The following is a 21,383-nucleotide window of genomic DNA, read 5'->3' as shown; positions in this document are numbered from 1 at the left end:
TCTTCCAGGCGGGAATGGCGATCGGGAAATTCCACGGCGTGATGATGCCGACGACGCCGACCGGCTCGCGGGTGATCTCGACGCCGATGTTCGGGCGCACCGAGGGGATGACCTCGCCGGCCAAACGCAGCGCCTCACCGGCGAAGAAGTCGAAGATCTGGCCGGCACGCACGGTCTCGCCGATGCCCTCGGCCAGCGTCTTGCCCTCTTCGCGCGACAACAGCCGTCCGAGTTCGTCCTTGCGCGCCAAAATCTCGTCGGCGGTCTTTCGAAGGATGGCGTGGCGCTCGAGAATGCCGGAGCGCGACCAGGCCGGAAAGGCGGCCTTGGCGGCGGCAATCGCCGCCTTCGCATCCTCGACCGAGGCGCGGGCATACTCCCCGATCACGTCGTTGGTGTCGGACGGATTGATATTGAGAACGCCATCACCGCCAACCCATTCGCCGGCAATCAGGTTCTGGTGCAATGTCATAATGGGGTTCCTAGATCAGCTGGCGTGCGGCGAGGTTCCGCATGAGATGGGATGCGCCGAACGTCCATGGAATACACTCCGTTGACAGCCGCACTGTGTTGACGAGAGACCCCAGTTGTCGGTTAGAAATCGTCACGATATCGCCGATCTTGTGTGTGAAGCCCTGACCCGGGACGTCGCGATCTTCGACCGGAGCGAACAGCGTGCCCATGAACAACATCAAGCCATCGGGATATTGGTGATGGGGACCGATAGTCTGCGCCACGAGGTCGAGTGGATCGCGGCTGATCTCCTTCATCGAACTGCTGCCGGTCAGGACATAGCCATCTTCGCCTTCAATCCTCAGATCGAGTTTGGCATCGCGAACGTCATCGATCGAATAGCTTTCGTCGAACAGTCGAATGAACGGCCCGAGTGCGCAGGAGGCGTTGTTGTCCTTGGCTTTGCCGAGCAACAGCGCCGAACGCCCTTCGACATCGCGCAGGTTCACATCGTTGCCGAGCGTCGCTCCCTTCACCCGGCCCCTACTGTCCACAACCAGTACCACCTCCGGTTCAGGGTTGTTCCATCTCGAGATCGGGTGGAGCCCCACCTCGTCCCCATAACCGACCGCTGACATGATCTGTCCCTTTGTGAAGACTTCGGCGTCAGGACCGATTCCGACTTCGAGATATTGAGACCAGACACCCTCCTCGATCAGTGCCTCCTTGACCTTCGCGGCTGCCAGCGAACCGGCCTTGAGATTGCGCAGGCTGTCTCCGACGACCGCCGTCACGCGTTCGCGGATTTTGGAGGCGAGGTCGGGATTTCCTGCCGCGCGCTCCTCGATCACCCGCTCGAGCATCGAGCGCGCAAAGGTCACCCCGCAGGCCTTGATCGCCTGAAGATCGCATGGGGCGAGCAGCCGGGGCATGCTCGGGTTAGCGGCCCGGCCGGACAAAACATCGTCGAGATTGCAGATCGCTTTTCCCTCTTGGGCACGAACAAACCCGACTGGATCGTCCATCTCGGCGAGATCGCGCATCGTTGGCGCATCTTTCGAGGTAATATCGAAGAGTACGCCGGCCCTAACAGCCACCAGTGCCGGCCCCTCTTCTTGCGGCAGCCAGACGCGACCTACGAAGGTGCCGCTCTTACTGAGTTCCATATCGTTCATCCCATTTCAACGTCATTGAAGCAGTCAGTTTTTGGCGGTGTTCGAGCACCTGAAGGCCGGGGTGACCCTCAAGATTATGCGCGTCGACAGGGTGGGAAACCGGCTCAATGCAAAAGAAGTCGGCCTTCGACCCCGGCGAGAAGACCAACGCATATGCGAGGTTATCCGAAGCGGAGAGCCTGAGAGAGACGGCCCCCTCGCCTTGCGTGATCACGGCTTCTCCACCCCACTCGCCGAAGGCGTTGTTGATCCAGTCGTCGGGCAAGTTCCGCCCTTCATCGAAGTTCCAGTCTGAAGCGTCACCGATCTCTTGCCGCCCGGCTGGAAGATGATGCTCGTCCTCCAGCCATATCTCCGCGGCACGGAATCGCAGCCGAGTGTCCGCGTTTCTAGGAAACCACGGGTGAAATCCCACGCCGAACGGCAATGCCTGCTCCGAGAGATTTTCAACGTCGAGCTTTACCGTCAGTTTGCCCACGGCGAGCGTGATGATTTGCCGTGCCCGGTAGCGGAATGGACCGATCTCCCCGTCGCATTCTACTTCGAGGAACTCTGAGCGCCGGGCAAGTGTGCGCCAACGTCGCTGAAAGCCGTCCCCGTGAATGGGCAAAGGCTCGCCACGAAGGTTGGCAGGAACAGGATGGAACGTACCATCGTGCTCGAAGCCGCCCCCGGAAATGCGATTGGAAAATGGGACTAGCACATTGCAGCCGAGTGCGAAGGGGCCATCCTCCATCCGCCCGTTCCATGGCCTCAACACGGGAAGTAGTGCACCGTTCGGGTGTCGCACATCAAGCCGCGCAATCCCCCCTCCGAGCGCCGGAACGAGTTCGACGCGCGCGTTGCCATTATCCAGGACGATCCGCTCGGCCACCATCTACCAGCCGCCGTCGATCGCGAAGTTCTGCCCAGAAATCATGTCGGAGGCCGGCGAGACGAGGAAGAAAACGAGTTCGGCCACATCTTCGGGCCGGATGCGTTTTTTGAGGCATTGCCGCGTCAGGATCCAATCGTTGTATTCCTGGAGCCTATCTGCAAAGATCCGGTCTTCCGCTTCGGAAACAATTGCGCCCGGCGAAACCGCATTGACATTGATGCCATGTGGACCAAGCTCACGGGCCAGCGCCTTCGTGAGGCCGACCATCGCACCTTTTGACGCCACATACGGTACGTAGCCTTCCCATTGGCCATTGAGCGTGATGGAAGCAAAGTTGAGAATCTTGCCTGCCCCCTTGCGCTTCATCAAGTCCGCACAGCCTCTGACAGCAGCAAAGGCAGCTGAGGAGTTGACCCGGATCTGATCTTCGTACTCCTCCAGGCTGAATTCTTGAAACGGCTTGTTGATGATGAGCGCGGCGTTGTTGATCAGGATGTCGATGCCACCTGAGGCCTCCGCCTCTTCCCGAATGACCCTTTCCGATGTGGCGAGATCGTTCAGATCACAACCGAGAAAGCGCACGTTTTCGCCAAGGGTTAGTGCCAGCGTTTGCGCATCCTCCAGCCCAGGACGGTCGAGTATGACGACGGTCGCGCCTTCCTTATTGAGCTTCCTTGCCTGTGCTCGACCGAGCGTGCCGAGGCCTCCGGTGACGAGTGCCACCTTTCCTTGAAGCGTTTCCATTTGCGTTCCCTTCAAAGCACCGACTGCACTTCGTCGATCGACGTGTCGGCGACACGCTTATCGAGCACGATCTGTCCACGCGCCATCGCGACCACACGGTCACAGCAGTCGAAGACATGATGCATATTGTGGCTAATGAAGATCCCCGTGACGTTCTGTTCCTTCAGCGAACGAACGAAACCGATGACCTTGTTGGTCTCCTTGACCGAAAGATGGTTCGTCGGCTCATCGAGGATCATCACCTTGGATTTAAAGTGCATGGCTCGGGCGATGGCGACACCCTGCCGCTGCCCCCCGGAAAGCTCACCAACCAGCGCATCGGGCGAGCGGAGATGCAGATCGACATCTGCGATCGCCCGGACACTTTCCTCGCGCATCTTCCGTAGATCCATAACACCGACGCCAAACACCGAGTATTTCAGCGGCTCTCGACCGATGAACAAATTCCGCGCAATCGACATGGTTGGAACCATGGAGTTGTACTGGTAGATCGTCTCGATGCCGAGACGCATGGAATCGCGCGGGCTGCAGATCGCGACTTTCTCGGATTCGATATAGATGTCACCCTCATCCTGCTTCTGCACACCGGAGAGGATATTGATCAGTGTGGATTTGCCGGCACCGTTATCACCGATGAGGCCCACTGCTTCGTTGCGGGCGAAATCGACCGAGACGCCTTTCAGCGCATGCACGCCCGAATACCACTTGTGCAGGTTTTTGACGGAAACGATGGTATCCTTCATGGTTCAGACCTCCACTTTGATCGACTTTGCGCGCTTGCGCAGCCAAGAATTGGCGACCACCGCAAAGATGGTCAGCGAGCCGATGGCGAACTTGAACCAGTTGGCGTCGACCTGGCTGAGAACGAGACCATTGTCGATCACGCGGATCAGCGCAACGCCCACGATGCCGCCCAAAACGGCGCCGACCCCGCCGGTCAGTGCAGTGCCACCGATGACCGCCGCCGCCACGGCCTGAAGCTCCATTCCCTCGCCGATTGACGGCAGGGGCGAACCGAGGCGCAGCACCTGGATCAATCCGGCAAATCCGCTTAGTACCGAGCAGAGAATGAAACAGGCGATCTTGACGCGCGCTGTCGGGATGCCGAGTGCCGCTGCCGCCGGCAGGAATCCGCCGGTTGCTCGGATCCAGTTGCCAAAGTTCGTACGGCTGAGGAGCAACGACACGAGACCAGCGATGGCCACAAACCAGATGAATGACATTCTCACCAGTTCGCCCGGCCCGACGAAGCTAGTGAAGAGCCACGTGGGGAGATCGGCCGGTAGAAGCGGTGGAAATCCGCCCGAGATCACAACAGTCAGGGATCTGGCGACAAACATCATGCCAAGCGTGGTGATGAAACTTGGTATCGCGAAGCGAATGGTCAGAAAACCGTTCAGAAGGCCGATAAAGACGCACACAAGAAGGCCGGCGATCAGTGCCAGTGGGAACGAAATCCCTGTAACCATCAGCACCGCCATCGACATCGGCATCAGAGCGAATACGGCTCCCACTGAAAGGTCGAATTCACCGCAGATCATGAGAACCGTCACACCGATCGCGACCAGTGCCATCTCGGGCAGGATCCCCAAAACGCCGCGCAAATTGTCAAGACTCAAGAACACGCCTTCGGACTGGCTCTGGAAGATACCCATTAGAAGTAGGAGAAGGATAAGCGCGGCCAGTTCGGGCTTATCCATGTAGATTTTCAAAAAACGTTTCATTGCATGCGGCTCCAGTGCGAGAGGGCGGCGATGTACTCGCCGTACCCTCTCGGCCAAATTTGGCGCTCTGCCCGTTCAACTTGACGGGCAAAGCACACTCTAACTCCCTGAACAGGCTAGTTTGTCTTTCCCGAAGAATCCGCTCCGGCCCCCGGGAAGTGCGTTAGCGAAGACCCTTGGCGGAGAACTCCATGATCGTCTCGGCATCGGCGGGGCGAACAATGCCCTGCCCCGTGTCAATGTCGGACGGGGCGAGCCCGAAAGTCTTGGCGAGATAGACCTGCATGACTGGCATGAAGCCCTGCATGTAGGGCTGCTGATCGACCTGAACCTGGACGTAGCCGGTCTGCATCTGCTGAACGACTTCCGGCACGAGGTCGAAGCCCCCTAGCAGCACCCTGCCCGGCTCGACGCCGCGATCCTTCAGCACCCGTGCGACCGCCGCATGCCAAAAGCCAGTGTCGAAATAGGCGGTGGTGTCGGGGTGGGCGTTGAGATAGGCGCCGACACGATCGGCCGTAATCGCAAGATCAGTGCCGCTGTCGATTCGCTCCCAGGAAACCTCTCGGTTGGGATTGGCGGCCTTGTATTCCTCCAGGAAATCCATGACGCCCTGCCCGCGCGCCTCAGACCAGTTCTGGCCTGGAGCCGAAACTCCGACCAGCACCTTGATCGGCCCCTCCTTCGGGAAATTCTCCGCCATGGCCTGACCGAGCGAGTGGCCGGCTGGCCGGAATCCCTGGCCGACAAAAGCAGCGCGCATGTTTCCTTGAGCGCCCTGACTGTCATCCACATTGACCCCGATCACGACGACGTCGTCCTTGGTGGCGCGGGCGATGACGTCATCGAACGCCTTGTCGTCGACGATCGAAGTTAGAAGGGCATCAGGCTTGCGCGCCAGGGCCGCCTCCATGTTCGAAAGCTGCTGCTCGACGGAGCCTTCGTTCTGCGTAAAGACCATCTGGCAGTTGGCTGCGATCTTCTCGCAGGCGTCGTCAAAGCCCTTCTTCACCGCCTGCCAAAACGTATTCGACGCCGACGAATGGTGCGTGAAGACGATGTTCAGCGGTTCCGCGGATGCCCCGAGCGCTGTCGAGCCCAAAAGCGCTATGCTCAAAGCGCACCCAGTCAAAATCCTTCTCATATTTACTCCTCCCTTGGTTCATTTTGATTGCAGCTGAAGGTCCGTGTCAGTTCGTATCCGAGCTGCGGCGGAATACGGTGAATGCCTTATCGAGGTCCGGATTGAGTTCCATGCCCAGTCCGGCGCCTGGCGGTACTGTGATCATGCCATTCTTGACTTCGGGCAACGCCGTGACGAGGTCGCGGTACCAGGTCTTGTAGAAGGCGCGGACGCTCTCCTGTACCAGCGCATTGGGCGCGTTTAGCGATAGATGCGTCGATGCGCAAAGGACGACCGGGCCGGTGCAGTCATGCGGCGCGACGGGCAAGTGCCATGCCTCCGCCATAGCGGCGATCTTGCGTGCTTCCGACAATCCGCCGCACCAGCTGATGTCGAGCATGACCACGCCGGCAGCGTCGGTTTCCAGAAGGTCGCGAAAGGCCCAGCGCGAGCCCAACGTTTCCGAGGCTGAGATCGGTGCCGGCGAGACTGCTGCGTAGCGCTTGAGGCTCGAGAGGCTGTCCATTTTGATGGGATCCTCGTGCCAGAATGTTTGGTATGGCGCGAGTGCTTTGGCGATCTGCATTGCTGGCAACAGCTGCCACATCGAATGGAACTCGACCATGATATCCATCCGGTCGCCGACCGCCGAACGGATCTTCTCGAAGGGCTTAAGCGCCGACTTAAGATCGGGCAGGGAGATATATTGGCCGCGCGTCTTTTCCGCAGAGATATCGAACGGCCAGATCTTCATCGCCGTGATACCCTCTTCAAGCAGGGAATGGGCAAGTTCGTCGGCGCTGTTCAGGAAGCCATTGAGGTCGTCGTAATTGCGCGCGGACGACGAGGACAGATCATAGTTCGCTGTCGTCTGGCCGGTCGCCTTCTTGATGTACTCAGTGCCCGCGCATGTGTTGTAGGTACGGATTTCCTTGCGACTGAAACCGCCGAGCAACTGTGCGATCGGCTGGTTCGTTGCCTTGCCGAAGATGTCCCACAGCGCGATGTCAAAGGCCGAGTTGCCTCGCACTTCAGCCCCGGAGGAGCGAAACCCGAGGTACCCCACAAGATCGGCGGCGAGGAGGTCGATCTGCAAGGGGTCGCGGCCGATGACCCGAGGCGCGACATATTCATGAATATAGGTTTCGACGGTCTCGGCGCCGAAGAAAGTTTCCCCGAGCCCGGTCAGCCCATCATCCGTATGGACCAGGAGCCAGAGAAGGTTCGGGCGCTCCGCGACGCGGACCGTTTCCAGTTTCGTTATTTTCATAAGGCTGCTTCCTATGCGATGCCGGCGGCAAGAAGCGCCTTGACGCTCTCGTCGAAATGCCGGGCCATGAGCTGACTGGCTGCTTGCGGATCGCCCGCAGCAATCGCTTGCGCCAACTCGATATGGATTGCGTTCATTGCGTGCCGCTCTGCGTCCGAGGCGCGGCTGCGCCAACCGATCGGCCAAGTCTGCCGCGACACGCCCTGGAAGGCGCCGACAATCATCGAGAAGATCGGATTCTTTGAAGCGCGGGCGATCTCGAGATGAAACGCGAGGTCGCTCTCCATTACTTTCTCCGCGTCTACAAAATTGTCCTCCATTGCCTTCGCAAGTCCGAGAATGGTGCGCGCTTCCGCGTCCGTCCGCCTCAGTGCGGCGAGCGTCGCTGTACGGGTCTCTATGGTTCGGCGCACGTCGTAGACCTGATTGATGTTGATCTGGGCAGTGTGTACGCCGTGCTCGATCATCAAGGACATTGCTCCGTGATCGAGCTGCGCGACGGTGGCGCGCTTACCCGCACTGAGATCAATCAAGCGCATCGTGGCGAGCGACCTGAACGCCTCGCGGACCACCGATCGAGATACGCTGAGTTCCTTCGATAGCGTTGCCTCACTAGGCAGCCGATCGCCGGGGCCGAGTTCATTTGTCCGGATGTGCTGGGTGATCGCGCCGATCGCGGTGCCGACCAGGCTGCCGGCTATATGTTGCTCATCTTCAACTGGCCGCAGGTTCATACGTTGCCTCCCAAAATGCCACAACCTGTCGGACAGGTTTACTTGATCCGATTCATAGTTTATGCGTAAGCTGTATGTCAAGATTGAAATTGAAGACCAAACGGGGGGAATTCCATGGGAGTTGAGGTTGACGTTGTTCTCGCCGCGAAAAACGTCGTCGGAGAAAGTGCCGTATGGGACGAACGAGAACATGCGCTATGCTGGGTCGACATCGTCGGGAAATCGATCCATCGCTTACGCCCTAACTCGGGCAAGCACGAAAAGTGGAACTTCCATGATCTCGTGACTTCAATTGGCCTTCGTAAGGACGGAGGCGCCATTGTCGGATTGAGGAAGTCAATTGCGCTATGGGACTTCGGCGGCCAACTCCGCGCCATAGCAGAGGTTGAATCGGAGCTTCCGCGAAACCGCCTGAACGAAGGCGTTGTCGGGCCAGATGGCGCATTCTGGGTTGGCACCATGCAGGACAATATCGGTCTCGATGGCACGCCGCAGGCGATATCGGCAAAGACGGGAAGGCTGTATCGTTATGCGGGCGGAGTGCTATGCTCGGTTTCGGATGACCGCTTTAGCATCACCAACACACTAATATGGACTGAAGACGGTCGGCTCATTACGGCCGACACCGAAGACAACACGATCTACAGTTATGCCTTGGATGACAAATCCGGGTCTCTTCACGACCGGCGGACGATCCTTTCTGGCTTCAATCGTGGTCTTCCAGACGGATCTTGCGTCGATGCGGAGGGTTTCATCTGGAATTGTCGCGTCGCCGGTGGCGGTTGCGTGGTTCGTTTCACGCCGAGCGGGATAATAGACCGCATTGTCGATCTGCCCTGTTCGTGGCCAACCAGCTGTGCTTTTGGCGGGCCTGGACTTGAAACGCTGTTCGTTACCTCAGCACGCTTCACGATGACCGACGCGCACCTTGCCGACAACCCGTGCGAGGGGTCTGTGTTCGGGGTGCGGCCAGGTGTTTGCGGTCTGCCGGTCAATCGGTTCGGTCAATGACATTCGGTTTCAGATCGTCAGACGAATAGGGGAATAACCGCCGACAAGGCAGCAATCTGCGATTTGGGGGGAAGCCATTTGATATGAAGCCGGCACTGTTGCTGCTTTAGCGCGAATTATTGATGGGTTTGGAATTGAGCATCGCTATCGCCAATTTCCTTGCGGCTCTCACGACGGCGTCGTTGCGGATAGTCAGATCCAGTCCACTGGTCTTCTAGCACAGGTCGCAAATACTTCGGCCCAGATGAGATCAGAGCGGCTATTTTCATTCGCAAGTGCTAATCAGCGCGTGCGGTGGTCCGATCTAGCTCGGCGAGTACGTCGCGCCTAAGCGGTAGCCGTATGGGTTTGCTATCGACCGTCGTTTCCAGATCTATGCCGCCTCATTGCCGAGATCCTTGCTTTCAAAGATCGCCCTTGCTGAAGCTGCCAGCAAGTCGGTTTGCGAGATGAGCCCTAGCACACGAGTTTGCCCGTCGATGATGATAACGGCGTGAATCTTGCCGCTCGTCAAAGCTGGTAGGAGGCTCATGGCCCGGTCATCGGGGCTGGCAGTGACGGGAATCGCAAGCGTAGAGGTAAGTGCAGCGCCGGCTTGTGAGAGTTCTCTGAGACCAACTGTGCCCACGAGCCGGCCATCGTCGTCCGTAACTGGCAGCACGCGAACATTGTGCTTGAGCAATAGCGAGCGCGCCAGTTCGCTGTCGTCGTTATTACGAACGCTGATGACGTCGCACGACATGATATCCCTGCAGAGAATTTCCGGTGTCGCTCGTATGGCAGCCTGCAATTCGACCTGCCGCAAAAGCCGGTCGATATCATCGCGGCTAATGTCGAAAGTCTCTGCCAGCGCCTCCAGTGCGGCGTCGAGGTCTGCATCCGTGAAGCCCACCCGACGATCAGACGGTGGGTCGACCGTCTGATGTGCATTTGAAACAGGCACCGCGACGTGCGGGTAGCTGCGCCTGGACAACTTGTGGAACAGAACACCGAGCCCCACCAGCAGACAGGAATTCAGTGCAACCGGCACCAGAGGAAACCAAAGCCCCCAGCTTGCGACAACTGGACCACCCAGCACAGCGGTCAAGGCAGCCGCTCCGCCTGGCGGATGGAGGCAGCGCGCAAACGACATGGCCGCGATCGCGAGCGCAACACCGATACCGGTCGCGATCAACGGATCCGGCACCAGCATTGCCGACAGCACGCCTATAAAGGCCGAGATCGTGTTGCCCCCGATGATTGACCAGGGTTGAGCAAGCGGGCTGGCCGGTACCGCAAACAGAAGGACGGCGGATGCACCCATGGGGGCTACGATCAAGGGAAGGCTGGCCCCACCGCCAAAGACACTGCCGCTGATCATGCCAGTCAACAGAATACCCACCAGCGCGCCGACGCACCCAATCAGCCGCTCGCGTAATGTCGCACCGGCGAGGATTGGCACAAAGAAGCGGGGACGCTGCCTTAAGGGTGGGGCGGAGTTGGGCGAATTGGCCATGGATTTATCCGTTGATAGCGGGGCGGTCGGTAGCGCGACAATCAGTTGCGCGAAGGGGGGCGTCAGTGTTTTGGCGCACCGGGGTTGGCCAGGAGCGCCTGGTGCAGGATATCTACTCCAGCCGAACGCGCGCCTGCGCGACAGACAAGCAGCGTTTGAACTTCGCGCAACGGATATACTCCGACCTTTCCCGGCCAATCCATCAGATCAAACACGGATCTCGGCACGACGCCGATCGCGTCACCCGCAGCGACACTTGCCAGAATTGCGTGGTAGGATGACACTTGGGTTGTGGTGATCGTCCCGGTCGACCTCGCCCACCGCTCAGCCACGCGCCTATACGTGCAGCCAGGTTCAAGCGCGGCCATGGTCGCGACCCGCACATCGGCAACGTTATTGATTGGCGGGTGAGTACTGGGAAGAACGATCAGAACTTCTTCATCGTAGATCGGCTCGGCATCGAGGTTATCCAGACGATCTAATCGGGGATCGGCGATGTCGGCCGGCATACGAGCGATCAATGCACAATCGATCTCCTCGGCGCTGACAGCTCGGATCAGTTCTTCCGACGAGCCGATGGTCAATCGAACGGAAACATGCGGGTTTGCCAGTTTGAAGCCTTGAAGCACCAGCGGCAGCCGAGCCGCCGCGGTGCTTTCCATGCTGCCGACACGCAGCACATTGGGCGTTGTCGTCGGCTTAACAGCATCGCGCGCCTCTTTTCCGAGTGCGACGAGACGGGTCGCATAGGAGCGAAACAGCCGGCCGTCACGTGTCAACGTCATCTTCTTACCTTCGCGACTGAAGAGGTCCACACCCAACTCATCCTCAAGTGCGCGAATGCGGTTCGTCACATTGGAAGGCGCACGGCCCGCACCCGTGGCGGCACGCGTCACGCTGGCATGCTCGGCGACCGCCAGAAAGATTTCGAGGCCCGTAAAGTCCATTATTTGCCTGCAAGAAGAATGAAACTGCCTTATTGTTCTCTAAATCAGAATGACAATCAAGGCGACAGCGGGAACTGAATTTCGAAACTTCGCCGGATAGGAAGAAAGGCAGACGCCGATGCACGGGAACAATGAGGATGACATTCCTTCGACCTATTCCTCTCCTCCATGTTTTATGAACGAGGTGGACCCTAGCTACATGGGTCTTGTGGGTGCCCAACCCGCCTCGATCTACGAATGGCGTAAACTACGACGTCAAGAGCTGATCAACGCAAGACAGGCACCACTTGCGGCGGAACGCGCAACGTGGGGGCGAGCGATCCAAGCGGCGATTGATCCAATCGTCGCTGATGTCGCAGGCAAAGCAATTGCTCTTTATTGGCCGTTTCGAGGCGAACCAGACCTGCGCCCCTGGATGAACGCGCTGGCCGCTCGCGGCGCCCTCTGCCTGTTGCCAGTCGTTATTGCAAAAACGCAGCCGTTGAGTTTCCGATCGTGGCGACAGGGCGAGCCACTGGAGAGGGGCGTCTGGGGCATTCCCATACCGGCCGCCGGAATGGATGTCAGACCGTCGATCGTCGTCGCACCTTTAGTCGGTTTCGACGAACGCGGTTTCCGCCTTGGCTATGGCGGCGGCTACTATGACCGTACGCTGGCCGTCCTCGAGCCAAGACCGCTTGTAATCGGGGTAGGTTTCGAACTGCAGAAGATTGAGAGTATCCATCCGCAATGGCACGACATCGCCATGGACACCATCGTCACCGAGGAACGGACGCGATTGCGAACATAGCCTATCCGCAAGGCCTCATCGGCGAAGTTCTGTCAAAAGGTAGAGACCAACGCCTGATCGAGCTGCACATAGGAGCAGAGGGCGACGGCCGAGATGATGAGTGAGATCGTCGGCGACACCAGGCGGCGAGCCATAAGCCAAAGCCCAACTGCGAGTAACACGGCCGCGACGCCAAGCCATGGCCCCTGATAGCTGAACACCAGCCCAAGCGCTGTCAGGCCGACGGATGTGGCAACTGTTGCCCGCACAGCGTCGCCGCGCGCTTTCTGGACATGTTCACGCAACCCTGAGCGAATTTCCATCAGGCTGAGCCCCATGGAAATGCTCAACAACAACGATAGCAACAATCCATTCCACATCGGCTGTCCAACCCATCCGTTCGGTTTCAAACAGAGGCAAGCAAAAGTCGGGCCACTCCGACGTCTCCCTCGATTTCCAGCACCTTACCCATGCAACGAACCGGGATTGTGGGAGAAATCAGCACGCCGCCGGGCGTTTGCCCGTTCATTGTGCATCAGCCGATCCCTCCGAGGGCTTCGGCAAGATCGTCTCTCAGATCGCGCTCGCTTTCCAAGCCAACGGACATGCGCAGCAATCCGTCGCCGATCCCCGCGGTTTGGCGCGCTTCAACGCCCATCGAGGCGTGTGTCATCGTGGCAGAGTGGGCGATGAGGCTTTCGATACCGCCCAGAGATTCCGCCAGGTGAAGACCTTGATGCCGGATGTGAAACGGCGCACGCACCTTGTCATATTGTCTCGCAATTGAGAACTATAATTGAATATCATTCTCAATCGGCGTAAACGCCAAGTGCCAAACGATCCACCAATGGACGATGTCATGACGGCGGGACAGCGTCCTCCTGTGCGTCAACGCTGGAGAAGCGAGGAAACAAAACCTGGTTTTCCAGATGCATATGCGTGACCAGGTCCTCGGAAAACTTTTGAAGACCAATGTAAAGAGCCGTCCAGGATCGGCAGGCGTCACCTGGAAGTGCGAACCCTTGGGTCAGATGCTCGATGCTGACTAGGCTTTGGCCTTCGCACGCATGATCGTCTCGCATTCTGCTGATCAAGTGCTCGATGTCGGGATCCGGCTCGAGGCGCATCATCGGAAAGAGGGCGAGTTCCTCGCGGGCCATGTGGGGGATCAGTTGGTCTTGAAGGTCGACAAGTGCCTTCGCTAGACCCAGCGGCGCATTCCTATGCGCGGCGTGAACGTGCTCCACTTTCTGCGCAAGCGGGATCAGCCACTCGAGGTCGTTTCGGTGTGTCTGGTGATATCGCTCCAGAATATGAGCGATAAGCTCATTGGTGCCGTCCGGCGCACCGCGCTTTGCGGCTTGCTCAAGTGTCCGAAGATGGTCGAGAAGGTCGTTCGCCACAATCCCGGCATCTGCCGCCGCATCCGCAAGCGACACATCGCCATCACAGCAAAAGCCGATACCATGCCGTCTGAACAGTTCGGCTGCACCCGGAAGTTCGCATGCAATCGTCCCGACAGTGGCGTTCAAGTTCAATTCAGTCAATGTACTCTCCTCGATCCCCGCAAGGTCATGTGATGAGAGACGTTGCTCTAGTTCGGCTGATCGTTCTTTGTCGAAACGCAAGTTCCATCTTGCGAGACTGCGGGCAGATAAACGAGCGCGCGTTGGTTTTGGCACCTCACGAGGCCGACGCACCGAAAGTCACGACAATCGTCACGCTCGTCAGCGACGCTGACTTGGCTCCAGGTGGCGCCGGCGCCAGTTCGCCAAGCGCTCGCGATCAAACGAAAAGACCTCGTCGATCACCGTTCCGTCGGCCGACACCGTCGCAGTCCAGCAACGGCCGCCGCATCGCAATGTCAACCTGAACGTCCCAAGGTGCTCGCCCTGACCGACCTCGACCTGGCTCTTGACCTCACCTCGGTTCAGGCGGTTCTTCAACTCCGCCGGTGGCAGACGAAGTGCCGATGACATTGTTGCCGCGGGCACGGAAAAATCGCCCCCGACGTCGCGTTCGACGCGAGCAACCCGCCTTTTAGTCAGCGTCAGCATTGAACGGGTCTCCGTGAGGGCAAGGTAATCGTCATGAAGGATAGAGCGCCCTTGCAAGATATCTCAAGCCGGAACTTGACATTGACCGCGTGTCGAAGCGCTCGGTATGCAATCGGGATCCGTCGCCGATCCCGATATTCCTATCAAACGAGCGTCGCCGAGGTCGACCGGCGCACGTCCGGCATGGCTATCGATCGCTCTGAGCGGTCGCGTGATCGCTCAAGACGGTGCGTCAGAAGATCGAGCAACTGCCCGGCCTCAGCATTATACCCCGGCATGCAGGCGAACCATTCGGCGACCTCGATCGTGCAATCGCACAATGTCTCATCCCTCATTCCAAACTCGGTCATGTCCTGCATCTCCGCCTGATCCGTGAAGACGGCTTCTCCACGCGAACTCTTGCAGATCCTTGATAGGCGCAAAACGGCGGCCTCTGTTTGCGCTGACGCAAGCGATCGTCGTTCGACCACCGAAACGGGATATGCCAGCACGACACCATGCCGCATGGCTGCGGATTTACAGCGTCGTTCCCGTGGACTAAGGAATGCCCAATCAAAAGACATTGATGGAAACATCATGGGTGCAACGCTGCTTCCGACCAGCATATCCGAAGACCTGATCAGGACGATCGTTCACGACTTCTACGGCCGTATCCGTCGCGACCCCTTTCTCGGGCCGATCTTCAACGCGCGCATCGGCGAGCATTGGGATCTGCATCTTTCGACGCTTGCCGACTTCTGGTCCTCGATAGCCCTGAAAACGGGCCGGTACAGCGGCCGGCCTCACGTCGTCCACCAAGGCCTTGACCTCGTACCGGAACACTTCGAGCATTGGCTCTCAATTTTCGAGGCAACAATATCTCAACATTGCGCCGGTGAAGCGGCAAGCTTCTTTCTCGACCGAGCAAGGCGGATCGCCGACAGCCTGCAGATCGGCCTCAACATCGGACCGAACGCGCTCAAGCTGCCCGCAAGGCAGCTGTAGATAGCGGCCTTACGACAGCGCCACAGGCAGCTTAACCGCAAGTGCCGTCCGCCAGGCCCGGCCGAACGAGGAACGGGACAAAGCCCTGCAGCCATATGGCGAAGGCGGCCGACCACAAAACGGCGCTTGCGACATGATGTGGGCCATAAAAATCCGGCACGAAGCCGAACTCCGGCAGAACCCTCAAGACGGCCGACGCGACCACAAGTCCGATTGAGGCGTATGCCTGCCACGGCAAGGCGACGAGATCCCGACCGGTATGGCGCAACCCTGCGACGATGAAAACGGCGATAACGGCAAGCCCGAGGGTGCAGATGCCAAGCAGGTGCAATCCCGCGATTGCCGGCACATCCGCACCCAGACGCGCAGCGCCAAGCGCCAAGAAGCCCAGGCCCGCGAACATATTGGCCATAGCAAGCGTCAGCACCTCGGCCTTGAGCACGGCACGGCCAATGAACCACTCGGCCAACCGGTCGAAGAAGGCCGCTCCCGCTGCCAAGGCGATCCAGCCCGGCACGAGCGATTGGGGAAGAACCAGCGCCGAGGCGATAGAGGCCGCCGCCATGACGCTTGCCGTATGCCGGCGTCCCGGATGCGGTCGGTAAGGCGAGCTTGCACCGGTTGGGTCAAGGGCGAGGTTGATGACGACGACGCTGATGCGCGCCGCTGAAAGAGAAAAGAACACCACGAAAATCGACAGCGCAGCTTCGAGAAAGCGCGCGGAAAGCTCGTACTCGCCCAGGTGCCACGCGACCCGGATACCGGCCTCGGCAAACATGAAAGCGACGAGCCACAAGGCGAACGAGATATGATGCGTGGTTCTGCGGGCGATCATCGGCCTGATGATCACGACCAGTAGCGCGCAATAGAACAACATGTCCGTCAGTCCGGCAAACAGACTTAGAGCATCCCATCCGACAACACCGACGATACGTCCTGGCAGCCAGAGGAGCGCAAACATGACAAGGGCGCGGGACCTTGTCGGGTTCGTATCCGTCCATTCCGGCACTGCGGATGCGAGAAAGCCCGCCAAGGCCATGCCGTAAGTCCCAAAGAGCATCTCGTGCGCGTGCCATTGCGATGACGGAATGCTGGTTGCAAGCGGCAGGTCGTAGGCGTCGACGATGACCCATAGCACTGGCCATAACGCGCCGTGCGCGGCCGCAAGCGGGAAAAAGAGGCGCAGTGCCTCTTTCAATACAGGCGCCGGCCTCATGTCGATCTTTCCTCGGCAGAAAAAAGCTCCGCGAAGTCCCGATCCTGTGCCCATTGGGTCAGGCAATTGAAGATTTCGAGATCGGTGCGCTCGCCCGGCCGTCCCTCGATGGTCTTGTGCGTCAGAACCGATCCATCCCTGGCCGACAATACGAGCAGGCGATCGCAGATGCGCAATGCTTCTGCGAGGTCATGGGTGACGAAAAGAGCGCCGAAACCCTGCTGGCGCGCAGCCGCCATGATCTGGTCCTGAAGAAGGCGCCTCAGCCCGACATCGACCGCGCTGAACGGCTCGTCGAGAAACATCATGTCGGGAGAGACCGCCAGTGCCCGGGCAACACCGGCCCGCTGACGCATGCCGCCGGAAAGCTCCGAGGGATACTTGCCGAAATCCGTCTCGCGAAGCCCAACACCGAGCGAACATTCGCCTGCTCGTTTGCGTCGCTCGGACAAACGCACGCCATCAGCGGCCAGCCCGTAAGCGATGTTGTCGAGCAAGGTCAGCCAGGGCAGCAAGCGCGGTTCCTGGAACACGACCGCATGCCGCCGATAGGTCCGCACGACCCTTCCCTTCGCCGGCTCGACGATGCCGGCGGCAATCTGGAGAAGCGTGGTCTTGCCACATCCAGAGGGGCCGAGCAGCCCTACGATCTCTCCGCCGTCGATCGACAGATCGAAATTCTCAAACACCGTGCGTCCGAGAAATGCATGTCCGACGCGGCTCATCGTCAGCTTCATCGCTTCACCCCCCAGGGCAAACCGGCGGCGCGCCACCGCTCCAGTGCTTCGCGCAGCAGATGCAGGAAGCCATAGTCCGTCAGAAGTGCGAGCACCACGGTGATCGCCAGCCAGGCCGTGACCTGTGGAATGTCGAAGAGCGCGCGAGCCTCCGCCAGCGCGCCTCCAATCCCGCCGGAGTTCGACAACAGCTCGGCCATGACAGTCACCTTCCAGGCACTGCCGGCGGTCGTTGTCCAGGCGGGAAACAGATAGGAAAGGACATGCGGCCCCGTGACCGTGCGCAGCTGGTAGAAGCGAGACGCACCGAACGCCTTAGCCATGACCTCCAGCTGGCGGTCACGCTTGGCCACGCCCTCAAGCGCGCCGGCAAAGGAGACCGGCAGCGAGGCGATGAGCACGGTCATGACGGCGGTGCCACCGGAAGAACCGAACCAGATCAGCGCCAGCACGATCCACCCGATCGGTGGGACCCCGAGCATGACGGTGACCACTGGCTTCAGCAATCGCATCGCCGCGAAGGAATAGCCTGCGGCAAGACCGAGAGCGGTTCCGAAAACCGCTGCCAGTGCGAAGCCTGTCAGCGCGCGTCCGGCACTCTGCGCGATAATGGATGGAGACAGCGGATCCTCTGCAATCCGCACGATCGCCGAAAACGTCTCCAATGGAGACGGGAGGATGAAAGAGCCATAGATCTCGTGACCGGCCTGCCACGCGGCGAGAAAGCAGCAGATCCCGGCACCACCGGCCCAGGCGGACCAGAGGTACCGCCCAAGCCAGCTCCCGGCAGCAAGGCAGTTGGCGCGCAGGGTCACAGCAGATAGAAACCGTCGTCGGGCAGCCTTCCACCGATGATCGCGGGGTTTGTCTGCGCAAGAATGTCGTAGAAGTGCTCCAGATCGGGTCGCGCCGCGCGTGCGCGGGAAGCAACCAGATGGCTTGTGGGAAAGGACGCAGCGATGATCTCGGGCGGGAAGCCCAGGACCTCTGAAGCGCTGGCGGAGGCCGTCAGCGGATCGGCAAGCACTTGCTCAAGTGCCTTTTCCAGGGCCAATTGAAGCCCTTCCACCCCTGACGGACCGATCCGGTCACACATCTCACGTGTCAATGCCAGGCCTGCCTGAGGAATGGCTGGCTTTCCCGAAAACTTCGCCCATTCCTGTTGGACGTCGATCACCCGGTGCACATCCATGAACAGGGATTTGGCCTTCAGGATCACCCCGGTCGCCGCCGGTTCGCTGAGCAGCGCTGCATCCACCCGGCCGGTCAGGAGTAGTTGAACGGCCTCGGGCGGTGTCGCCGCATATTCCAGACGGATCGCCGATGTCTCCATCCCCGCCTCCTGAACGAGCCGGCCGATGACGAGATCCGGCATGTCGTTTCGAAACGGAAGCGCGAGAGACTTGCCTCTCAAGCTTTCAAGCGTCGTCAGCGTCTCGTCCTTGGAGACGATATAGAGCAGGCCATTGCTGAGAATGTTGAGCAGGCCTATGTCCAGGCCGCGGTTGCGCAGGTTTGCGGCACCGTAGCTCGGCATCACCACGGCACCCATGTTGCCCGACGCCACTGCGGCACGCATTTCATCAGGCGATTTCCACGCTTTAAAGACGGCACGCGGCATGACATCGGCAAGCAGGCCTGATTTGATCGCATGCGCCAGCACCGCACTTGGCGCAGCCGGTGGGCCGTAAATCGTCGGCACCTCGCGGGCGCGCACTATCGGCGGCGCACCGAGGCCCGAAAGCGCCATGACGGACAGGCCGGCCAATGCCTTGCGGCGGGTAAGAACAACCATCGGTGTTTTCCTTGTGCTAGAAGCGCGCCTTGAGACCGGCGTAAAAGCCGCGACCATCGCCTGGCAGGTAAACCGCCTGGTTGGCGCTCGCCTGATCGACGATCAGTGTCGATGACGCATAGGTCTTGTCGAAGAGGTTGGTGATTTCGCCGTAGAACGAGAAGACGTCATTGACGCGGTACTCAGTCCTCAGGTCGACGACCGCATAGGGATCGGCATAGACGGTGTTCATGTTGTCGACGGGCGTTTTCGACGGGACCCATTGCAGTGCTGCGATCAGATCCCAGTCTTCGTTCGCCGCATATTGAAGGCTTGCATGCACGACCTGGCGCGGTGCGCCCGCAAGTCTGTTGTCGCCCCGCAGCGGATCGTCATCAAAGCGGAAGTCCTGGTAGGTATAGGCAAGACGCGCGCTCCATTTGTCGGTGATCGGCCGGGAAAGCCCGAATTCCACACCGAAATGGGTGGTCTTGTCGGCGTTGAACGCCGCGAGCAGCGAGCCGCTTTCATCGCGCAGGCTGAGCAATTCATCATGCACCCAGGAGTAATAGGTCACAGCGTCGAAGGACCATGCCCCCTGCTGGCCGCGCCACCCGGCCTCCAGGGTGGTGGCCGTCTGAGCATCCAGGTCAGGCGTCGAGAAACCGCTGGGCGACGCGTTGGGCGTGCCGCCGGTCGTGCCCAGAAGATCGTCATGCGTCGGCGGCTCGAAGCTGCGGCTGAGTGCCGCGAACAACATCTGGTCTTCGTTCGGCCGCCAGCTTACCGCCAGCGCCGGGCTCCAGCCGCCATAATCCCGCCCGTAGCTCGTGTCCGCCGCCGGAACGGTGGAGTTCACCGCTCCACCGGGACCGAACGCGAGCCTTGGACGCGACGCCGCGGACCATTGGTCGTCATTGTCCCTCGTGGCGTAGGTGTAGGACAGCGACGGTGAAAGCGTTACCGCGTCTGACAGCGGTATGTTGAAACCGCCGGTCAGCGATAGCGTCGAGGCATCCAGGTCGTTCGTGCCAAAGAGCGCGCCCGCCGTGCCGTTGCGATTGATCGCATAGGTCCGATCGGATGATCCAACCACATATTGCGCGGTGGCTTCGAACAGAGGCAGCGCTGCAATCTCGTCCGGCTGATAGGCATACCGCAGTTGCGCGGTCAGATCTCCGCCATCCGTGTTGCGCACACCGCTCGAGATCGGAAAGCGAAACATATCCCTGGTGTAGGTATATCCGAGCCCGATATCGAACAGGTGTTCCTCAAGCGCGATCGAGGTGCGCGAACCGATGAGAAACTGGCTGGCTTCGCGTCGCGGCCGGTCGCGCAAGACATTCGGCCCTATGCTTGACGGCGGGCCGGAAGAAACCTGCCGCGGATCCGCATTAAGCGCCTCGCGGTTCAGTGGCCCCGCGACGTCGAAGGATAGGTCGGTGTAGCCAGCGAAGAGCCGCGTCGAAACGGTATCGGAAAGCTCCAGCTCAACCACGCCGCCTAAGGAAACACGCTGCGAGCCGTTATAAACGCGGAACCCGTCCCGGCGGCTGATATCGGCATAAATACCTGCGGCGAAGCGCTCGCCATCGAAACCTGTTCTCGCCGATGCGTCCGCACGCCCGAAACTTCCACCACCGGCGGCAAGCACGGTTTCGTCATCGATGGGCGAAACAAAATTCATCGCGCCGCCAAGCACGCTCGCGCCGAGGCGATTGGCAAGGTAGCCGCGATAGACCTCGATCAGGCTGGCTTCGCCAGGATTCGCAAGACCAACGATGTAAGATCCGTCGGCGCGATTGATCGCAAGTCCGTCCTTGAGCACGAGAATGCCGCGCTCTACCGGGTTCTGCTGGAGCCCCGAACCCCGGATCTGGATGCGCGGCTGATCATTGCCGCCAAAGAACCGCTGGACCACCACGCCGGGCACAGCCTCCAGCGCCTGGGCAACGGTCGGTATTGCAGGCGCGGGCGTCGCGTCAACGTCGACGGACGCCACGCCCCCAGGCAGAGCCTGCAGTCGACGCGCCGTTTCATCGGCCGTATCCGCCCACCTGCTGCCAGTCACGGTTATGGTTTGCAACGTCGTTGTGGCGCCTGGCGTCGCCGATTGTGCCAACGCCAGGTTTGAAACGCCCGTCGCCAACGCACTGCCCACCACCAAAGCTTGCCAGCCCGCCCTTTGCATGCCCCTATCCTTTCAACCCCTTAAGTTGAAAGGGATATCGGCGATCCCACGGTGGCCGACTTTGTGCCAGCGCAAACAACGCTGATAAGCTGAGTAGAATAG

The 21,383-nt window shown here is 59.8% G+C and carries 24 protein-coding genes; 3 read left to right on the top strand and 21 right to left on the bottom strand.

Annotation, left to right across the window (positions count from 1 at the left end):
- The 9 genes from BLJAPNOD_RS28035 to BLJAPNOD_RS27995 form a co-directional block, all read right to left on the bottom strand.
- Positions 1-472 (bottom strand): aldehyde dehydrogenase family protein (locus BLJAPNOD_RS28035; RefSeq protein WP_115422238.1); only part of this gene is annotated, 472 nt, incomplete at its 3' end.
- Between the two features lie 10 nt (positions 473-482).
- The gene (locus BLJAPNOD_RS28030) at positions 483-1,619 is read right to left on the bottom strand and encodes a fumarylacetoacetate hydrolase family protein (protein WP_115422242.1); all 1,137 of its coding nucleotides are present in this window, start codon (positions 1,617-1,619) and stop codon (positions 483-485) included.
- Positions 1,606-2,505: an aldose 1-epimerase gene (locus BLJAPNOD_RS28025; protein WP_115422237.1), complete on the bottom strand. Its 900-nt coding sequence runs from the start codon at positions 2,503-2,505 to the stop codon at positions 1,606-1,608. Before BLJAPNOD_RS28025 ends, BLJAPNOD_RS28030 begins: the two co-directional genes overlap by 14 nt.
- Positions 2,506-3,249: an SDR family oxidoreductase gene (locus BLJAPNOD_RS28020; RefSeq protein WP_115422236.1), complete on the bottom strand. Its 744-nt coding sequence runs from the start codon at positions 3,247-3,249 to the stop codon at positions 2,506-2,508.
- 11 nt (positions 3,250-3,260) lie between these two features.
- The gene (locus BLJAPNOD_RS28015) at positions 3,261-3,992 is read right to left on the bottom strand and encodes an ATP-binding cassette domain-containing protein (RefSeq protein WP_025430661.1); all 732 of its coding nucleotides are present in this window, start codon (positions 3,990-3,992) and stop codon (positions 3,261-3,263) included.
- Positions 3,993-3,995: 3 nt separating this feature from the next.
- The gene (locus BLJAPNOD_RS28010; RefSeq protein WP_025430662.1) at positions 3,996-4,973 is read right to left on the bottom strand and encodes an ABC transporter permease; all 978 of its coding nucleotides are present in this window, start codon (positions 4,971-4,973) and stop codon (positions 3,996-3,998) included.
- A 163-nt stretch (positions 4,974-5,136) separates the two neighbouring features.
- Positions 5,137-6,117 (bottom strand): sugar ABC transporter substrate-binding protein, encoded by a 981-nt coding sequence (locus BLJAPNOD_RS28005; RefSeq protein WP_115422235.1) that lies wholly within the window; start codon positions 6,115-6,117, stop codon positions 5,137-5,139.
- Positions 6,118-6,163: 46 nt separating this feature from the next.
- Positions 6,164-7,366, bottom strand: coding sequence for a mandelate racemase/muconate lactonizing enzyme family protein (locus BLJAPNOD_RS28000; RefSeq protein ID WP_115422234.1), 1,203 nt, complete (start codon positions 7,364-7,366; stop codon positions 6,164-6,166).
- Positions 7,367-7,377: 11 nt separating this feature from the next.
- Positions 7,378-8,100: a FadR/GntR family transcriptional regulator gene (locus tag BLJAPNOD_RS27995; protein WP_025430665.1), complete on the bottom strand. Its 723-nt coding sequence runs from the start codon at positions 8,098-8,100 to the stop codon at positions 7,378-7,380.
- A gap of 114 nt (positions 8,101-8,214) precedes the next feature.
- Here BLJAPNOD_RS27995 and BLJAPNOD_RS27990 point away from each other — a divergent pair, with 114 nt between their 5' ends.
- On the top strand, positions 8,215-9,111 hold the full coding sequence (locus tag BLJAPNOD_RS27990; protein WP_115422233.1) for an SMP-30/gluconolactonase/LRE family protein: 897 nt from the start codon (positions 8,215-8,217) through the stop codon (positions 9,109-9,111).
- Positions 9,112-9,484: 373 nt separating this feature from the next.
- Here BLJAPNOD_RS27990 and BLJAPNOD_RS27985 read toward each other — a convergent pair whose 3' ends face one another.
- Together BLJAPNOD_RS27985 and BLJAPNOD_RS27980 are read right to left on the bottom strand one after the other, a co-directional pair.
- Positions 9,485-10,606 carry an HPP family protein gene (locus BLJAPNOD_RS27985; RefSeq protein WP_115422232.1) on the bottom strand — a complete coding sequence of 374 codons (1,122 nt, stop codon included), beginning with the start codon at positions 10,604-10,606 and terminating at the stop codon, positions 9,485-9,487.
- Positions 10,607-10,668: 62 nt separating this feature from the next.
- Complete coding sequence (locus BLJAPNOD_RS27980) at positions 10,669-11,553, bottom strand: LysR family transcriptional regulator (protein ID WP_115422231.1); 885 nt, start codon at positions 11,551-11,553, stop codon at positions 10,669-10,671.
- A gap of 118 nt (positions 11,554-11,671) precedes the next feature.
- On the opposite strand from BLJAPNOD_RS27980, the gene BLJAPNOD_RS27975 reads away from it, so the two are divergent.
- On the top strand, positions 11,672-12,343 hold the full coding sequence (locus tag BLJAPNOD_RS27975) for a 5-formyltetrahydrofolate cyclo-ligase (protein ID WP_115422230.1): 672 nt from the start codon (positions 11,672-11,674) through the stop codon (positions 12,341-12,343).
- A gap of 32 nt (positions 12,344-12,375) precedes the next feature.
- On the opposite strand, the gene BLJAPNOD_RS27970 is transcribed toward BLJAPNOD_RS27975, so the two are convergent.
- From BLJAPNOD_RS27970 to BLJAPNOD_RS35240, 5 genes are all read right to left on the bottom strand, one after another.
- A complete protein-coding gene (locus BLJAPNOD_RS27970) occupies positions 12,376-12,660 on the bottom strand; it encodes a hypothetical protein (protein WP_147294599.1) in 285 nt (94 codons plus the stop codon).
- Between the two features lie 197 nt (positions 12,661-12,857).
- Positions 12,858-12,995, bottom strand: coding sequence for a PLP-dependent transferase (locus BLJAPNOD_RS35730; RefSeq protein ID WP_199566048.1), 138 nt, complete (start codon positions 12,993-12,995; stop codon positions 12,858-12,860).
- 184 nt (positions 12,996-13,179) lie between these two features.
- On the bottom strand, positions 13,180-13,869 hold the full coding sequence (locus tag BLJAPNOD_RS27960) for a DUF542 domain-containing protein (RefSeq protein WP_115422227.1): 690 nt from the start codon (positions 13,867-13,869) through the stop codon (positions 13,180-13,182).
- Between the two features lie 180 nt (positions 13,870-14,049).
- Positions 14,050-14,379 (bottom strand): DUF6522 family protein, encoded by a 330-nt coding sequence (locus tag BLJAPNOD_RS27955; protein WP_115422226.1) that lies wholly within the window; start codon positions 14,377-14,379, stop codon positions 14,050-14,052.
- Positions 14,380-14,522: 143 nt separating this feature from the next.
- Positions 14,523-14,729 (bottom strand): hypothetical protein, encoded by a 207-nt coding sequence (locus BLJAPNOD_RS35240; RefSeq protein WP_147294598.1) that lies wholly within the window; start codon positions 14,727-14,729, stop codon positions 14,523-14,525.
- Between the two features lie 226 nt (positions 14,730-14,955).
- Here BLJAPNOD_RS35240 and BLJAPNOD_RS27945 point away from each other — a divergent pair, with 226 nt between their 5' ends.
- Positions 14,956-15,363: a group III truncated hemoglobin gene (locus BLJAPNOD_RS27945; RefSeq protein ID WP_115422224.1), complete on the top strand. Its 408-nt coding sequence runs from the start codon at positions 14,956-14,958 to the stop codon at positions 15,361-15,363.
- A 31-nt stretch (positions 15,364-15,394) separates the two neighbouring features.
- On the opposite strand, the gene BLJAPNOD_RS27940 is transcribed toward BLJAPNOD_RS27945, so the two are convergent.
- The 5 genes from BLJAPNOD_RS27940 to BLJAPNOD_RS27920 are packed head-to-tail and all read right to left on the bottom strand — an operon-like array spanning position 15,395 to position 21,161.
- Complete coding sequence (locus BLJAPNOD_RS27940) at positions 15,395-16,579, bottom strand: NnrS family protein (protein ID WP_115422223.1); 1,185 nt, start codon at positions 16,577-16,579, stop codon at positions 15,395-15,397.
- Positions 16,576-17,316: an ATP-binding cassette domain-containing protein gene (locus BLJAPNOD_RS27935; RefSeq protein WP_115422222.1), complete on the bottom strand. Its 741-nt coding sequence runs from the start codon at positions 17,314-17,316 to the stop codon at positions 16,576-16,578. The genes BLJAPNOD_RS27940 and BLJAPNOD_RS27935 overlap by 4 nt, the downstream gene beginning before the upstream one ends.
- Positions 17,313-18,131 (bottom strand): ABC transporter permease, encoded by an 819-nt coding sequence (locus BLJAPNOD_RS27930; protein WP_244611125.1) that lies wholly within the window; start codon positions 18,129-18,131, stop codon positions 17,313-17,315. Before BLJAPNOD_RS27930 ends, BLJAPNOD_RS27935 begins: the two co-directional genes overlap by 4 nt.
- A complete protein-coding gene (locus tag BLJAPNOD_RS27925; protein ID WP_115422221.1) occupies positions 18,128-19,111 on the bottom strand; it encodes an ABC transporter substrate-binding protein in 984 nt (327 codons plus the stop codon). Before BLJAPNOD_RS27925 ends, BLJAPNOD_RS27930 begins: the two co-directional genes overlap by 4 nt.
- A 16-nt stretch (positions 19,112-19,127) precedes the next feature.
- Positions 19,128-21,161 carry a TonB-dependent receptor gene (locus tag BLJAPNOD_RS27920; protein WP_244611124.1) on the bottom strand — a complete coding sequence of 678 codons (2,034 nt, stop codon included), beginning with the start codon at positions 21,159-21,161 and terminating at the stop codon, positions 19,128-19,130.
- Between the last annotated feature and the right edge of the window lie 222 nt (positions 21,162-21,383).

The organism is Ensifer sp. M14 (genome assembly GCF_003355565.1).
Taxonomy (GTDB): Bacteria; Pseudomonadota; Alphaproteobacteria; order Rhizobiales; family Rhizobiaceae; genus Ensifer.
The sequence above is the reverse complement of the archived record's forward strand: the minus strand, read 5'-3'. Positions and strand labels throughout refer to the sequence as shown.

Coding starts and splice junctions, on each gene's coding strand:
- BLJAPNOD_RS27945 (WP_115422224.1), top strand. CDS start 14,956: ATGGGTGCAACGCTGCTTCCGACCAGCATATCCGAAGACCTGATCAGG.
- BLJAPNOD_RS27970 (WP_147294599.1), bottom strand. CDS start 12,660: ATGGGGCTCAGCCTGATGGAAATTCGCTCAGGGTTGCGTGAACATGTC.
- BLJAPNOD_RS27935 (WP_115422222.1), bottom strand. CDS start 17,316: ATGAAGCTGACGATGAGCCGCGTCGGACATGCATTTCTCGGACGCACG.
- BLJAPNOD_RS28030 (WP_115422242.1), bottom strand. CDS start 1,619: ATGGAACTCAGTAAGAGCGGCACCTTCGTAGGTCGCGTCTGGCTGCCG.
- BLJAPNOD_RS27990 (WP_115422233.1), top strand. CDS start 8,215: ATGGGAGTTGAGGTTGACGTTGTTCTCGCCGCGAAAAACGTCGTCGGA.
- BLJAPNOD_RS27940 (WP_115422223.1), bottom strand. CDS start 16,579: ATGAGGCCGGCGCCTGTATTGAAAGAGGCACTGCGCCTCTTTTTCCCG.
- BLJAPNOD_RS27985 (WP_115422232.1), bottom strand. CDS start 10,606: ATGGCCAATTCGCCCAACTCCGCCCCACCCTTAAGGCAGCGTCCCCGC.
- BLJAPNOD_RS28020 (WP_115422236.1), bottom strand. CDS start 3,249: ATGGAAACGCTTCAAGGAAAGGTGGCACTCGTCACCGGAGGCCTCGGC.
- BLJAPNOD_RS28005 (WP_115422235.1), bottom strand. CDS start 6,117: ATGAGAAGGATTTTGACTGGGTGCGCTTTGAGCATAGCGCTTTTGGGC.
- BLJAPNOD_RS28000 (WP_115422234.1), bottom strand. CDS start 7,366: ATGAAAATAACGAAACTGGAAACGGTCCGCGTCGCGGAGCGCCCGAAC.
- BLJAPNOD_RS28010 (WP_025430662.1), bottom strand. CDS start 4,973: ATGAAACGTTTTTTGAAAATCTACATGGATAAGCCCGAACTGGCCGCG.
- BLJAPNOD_RS27980 (WP_115422231.1), bottom strand. CDS start 11,553: ATGGACTTTACGGGCCTCGAAATCTTTCTGGCGGTCGCCGAGCATGCC.
- BLJAPNOD_RS27995 (WP_025430665.1), bottom strand. CDS start 8,100: ATGAACCTGCGGCCAGTTGAAGATGAGCAACATATAGCCGGCAGCCTG.
- BLJAPNOD_RS35730 (WP_199566048.1), bottom strand. CDS start 12,995: ATGACACACGCCTCGATGGGCGTTGAAGCGCGCCAAACCGCGGGGATC.
- BLJAPNOD_RS27975 (WP_115422230.1), top strand. CDS start 11,672: ATGCACGGGAACAATGAGGATGACATTCCTTCGACCTATTCCTCTCCT.
- BLJAPNOD_RS28015 (WP_025430661.1), bottom strand. CDS start 3,992: ATGAAGGATACCATCGTTTCCGTCAAAAACCTGCACAAGTGGTATTCG.
- BLJAPNOD_RS27955 (WP_115422226.1), bottom strand. CDS start 14,379: ATGCTGACGCTGACTAAAAGGCGGGTTGCTCGCGTCGAACGCGACGTC.
- BLJAPNOD_RS27925 (WP_115422221.1), bottom strand. CDS start 19,111: ATGGTTGTTCTTACCCGCCGCAAGGCATTGGCCGGCCTGTCCGTCATG.
- BLJAPNOD_RS35240 (WP_147294598.1), bottom strand. CDS start 14,729: ATGACCGAGTTTGGAATGAGGGATGAGACATTGTGCGATTGCACGATC.
- BLJAPNOD_RS28025 (WP_115422237.1), bottom strand. CDS start 2,505: ATGGTGGCCGAGCGGATCGTCCTGGATAATGGCAACGCGCGCGTCGAA.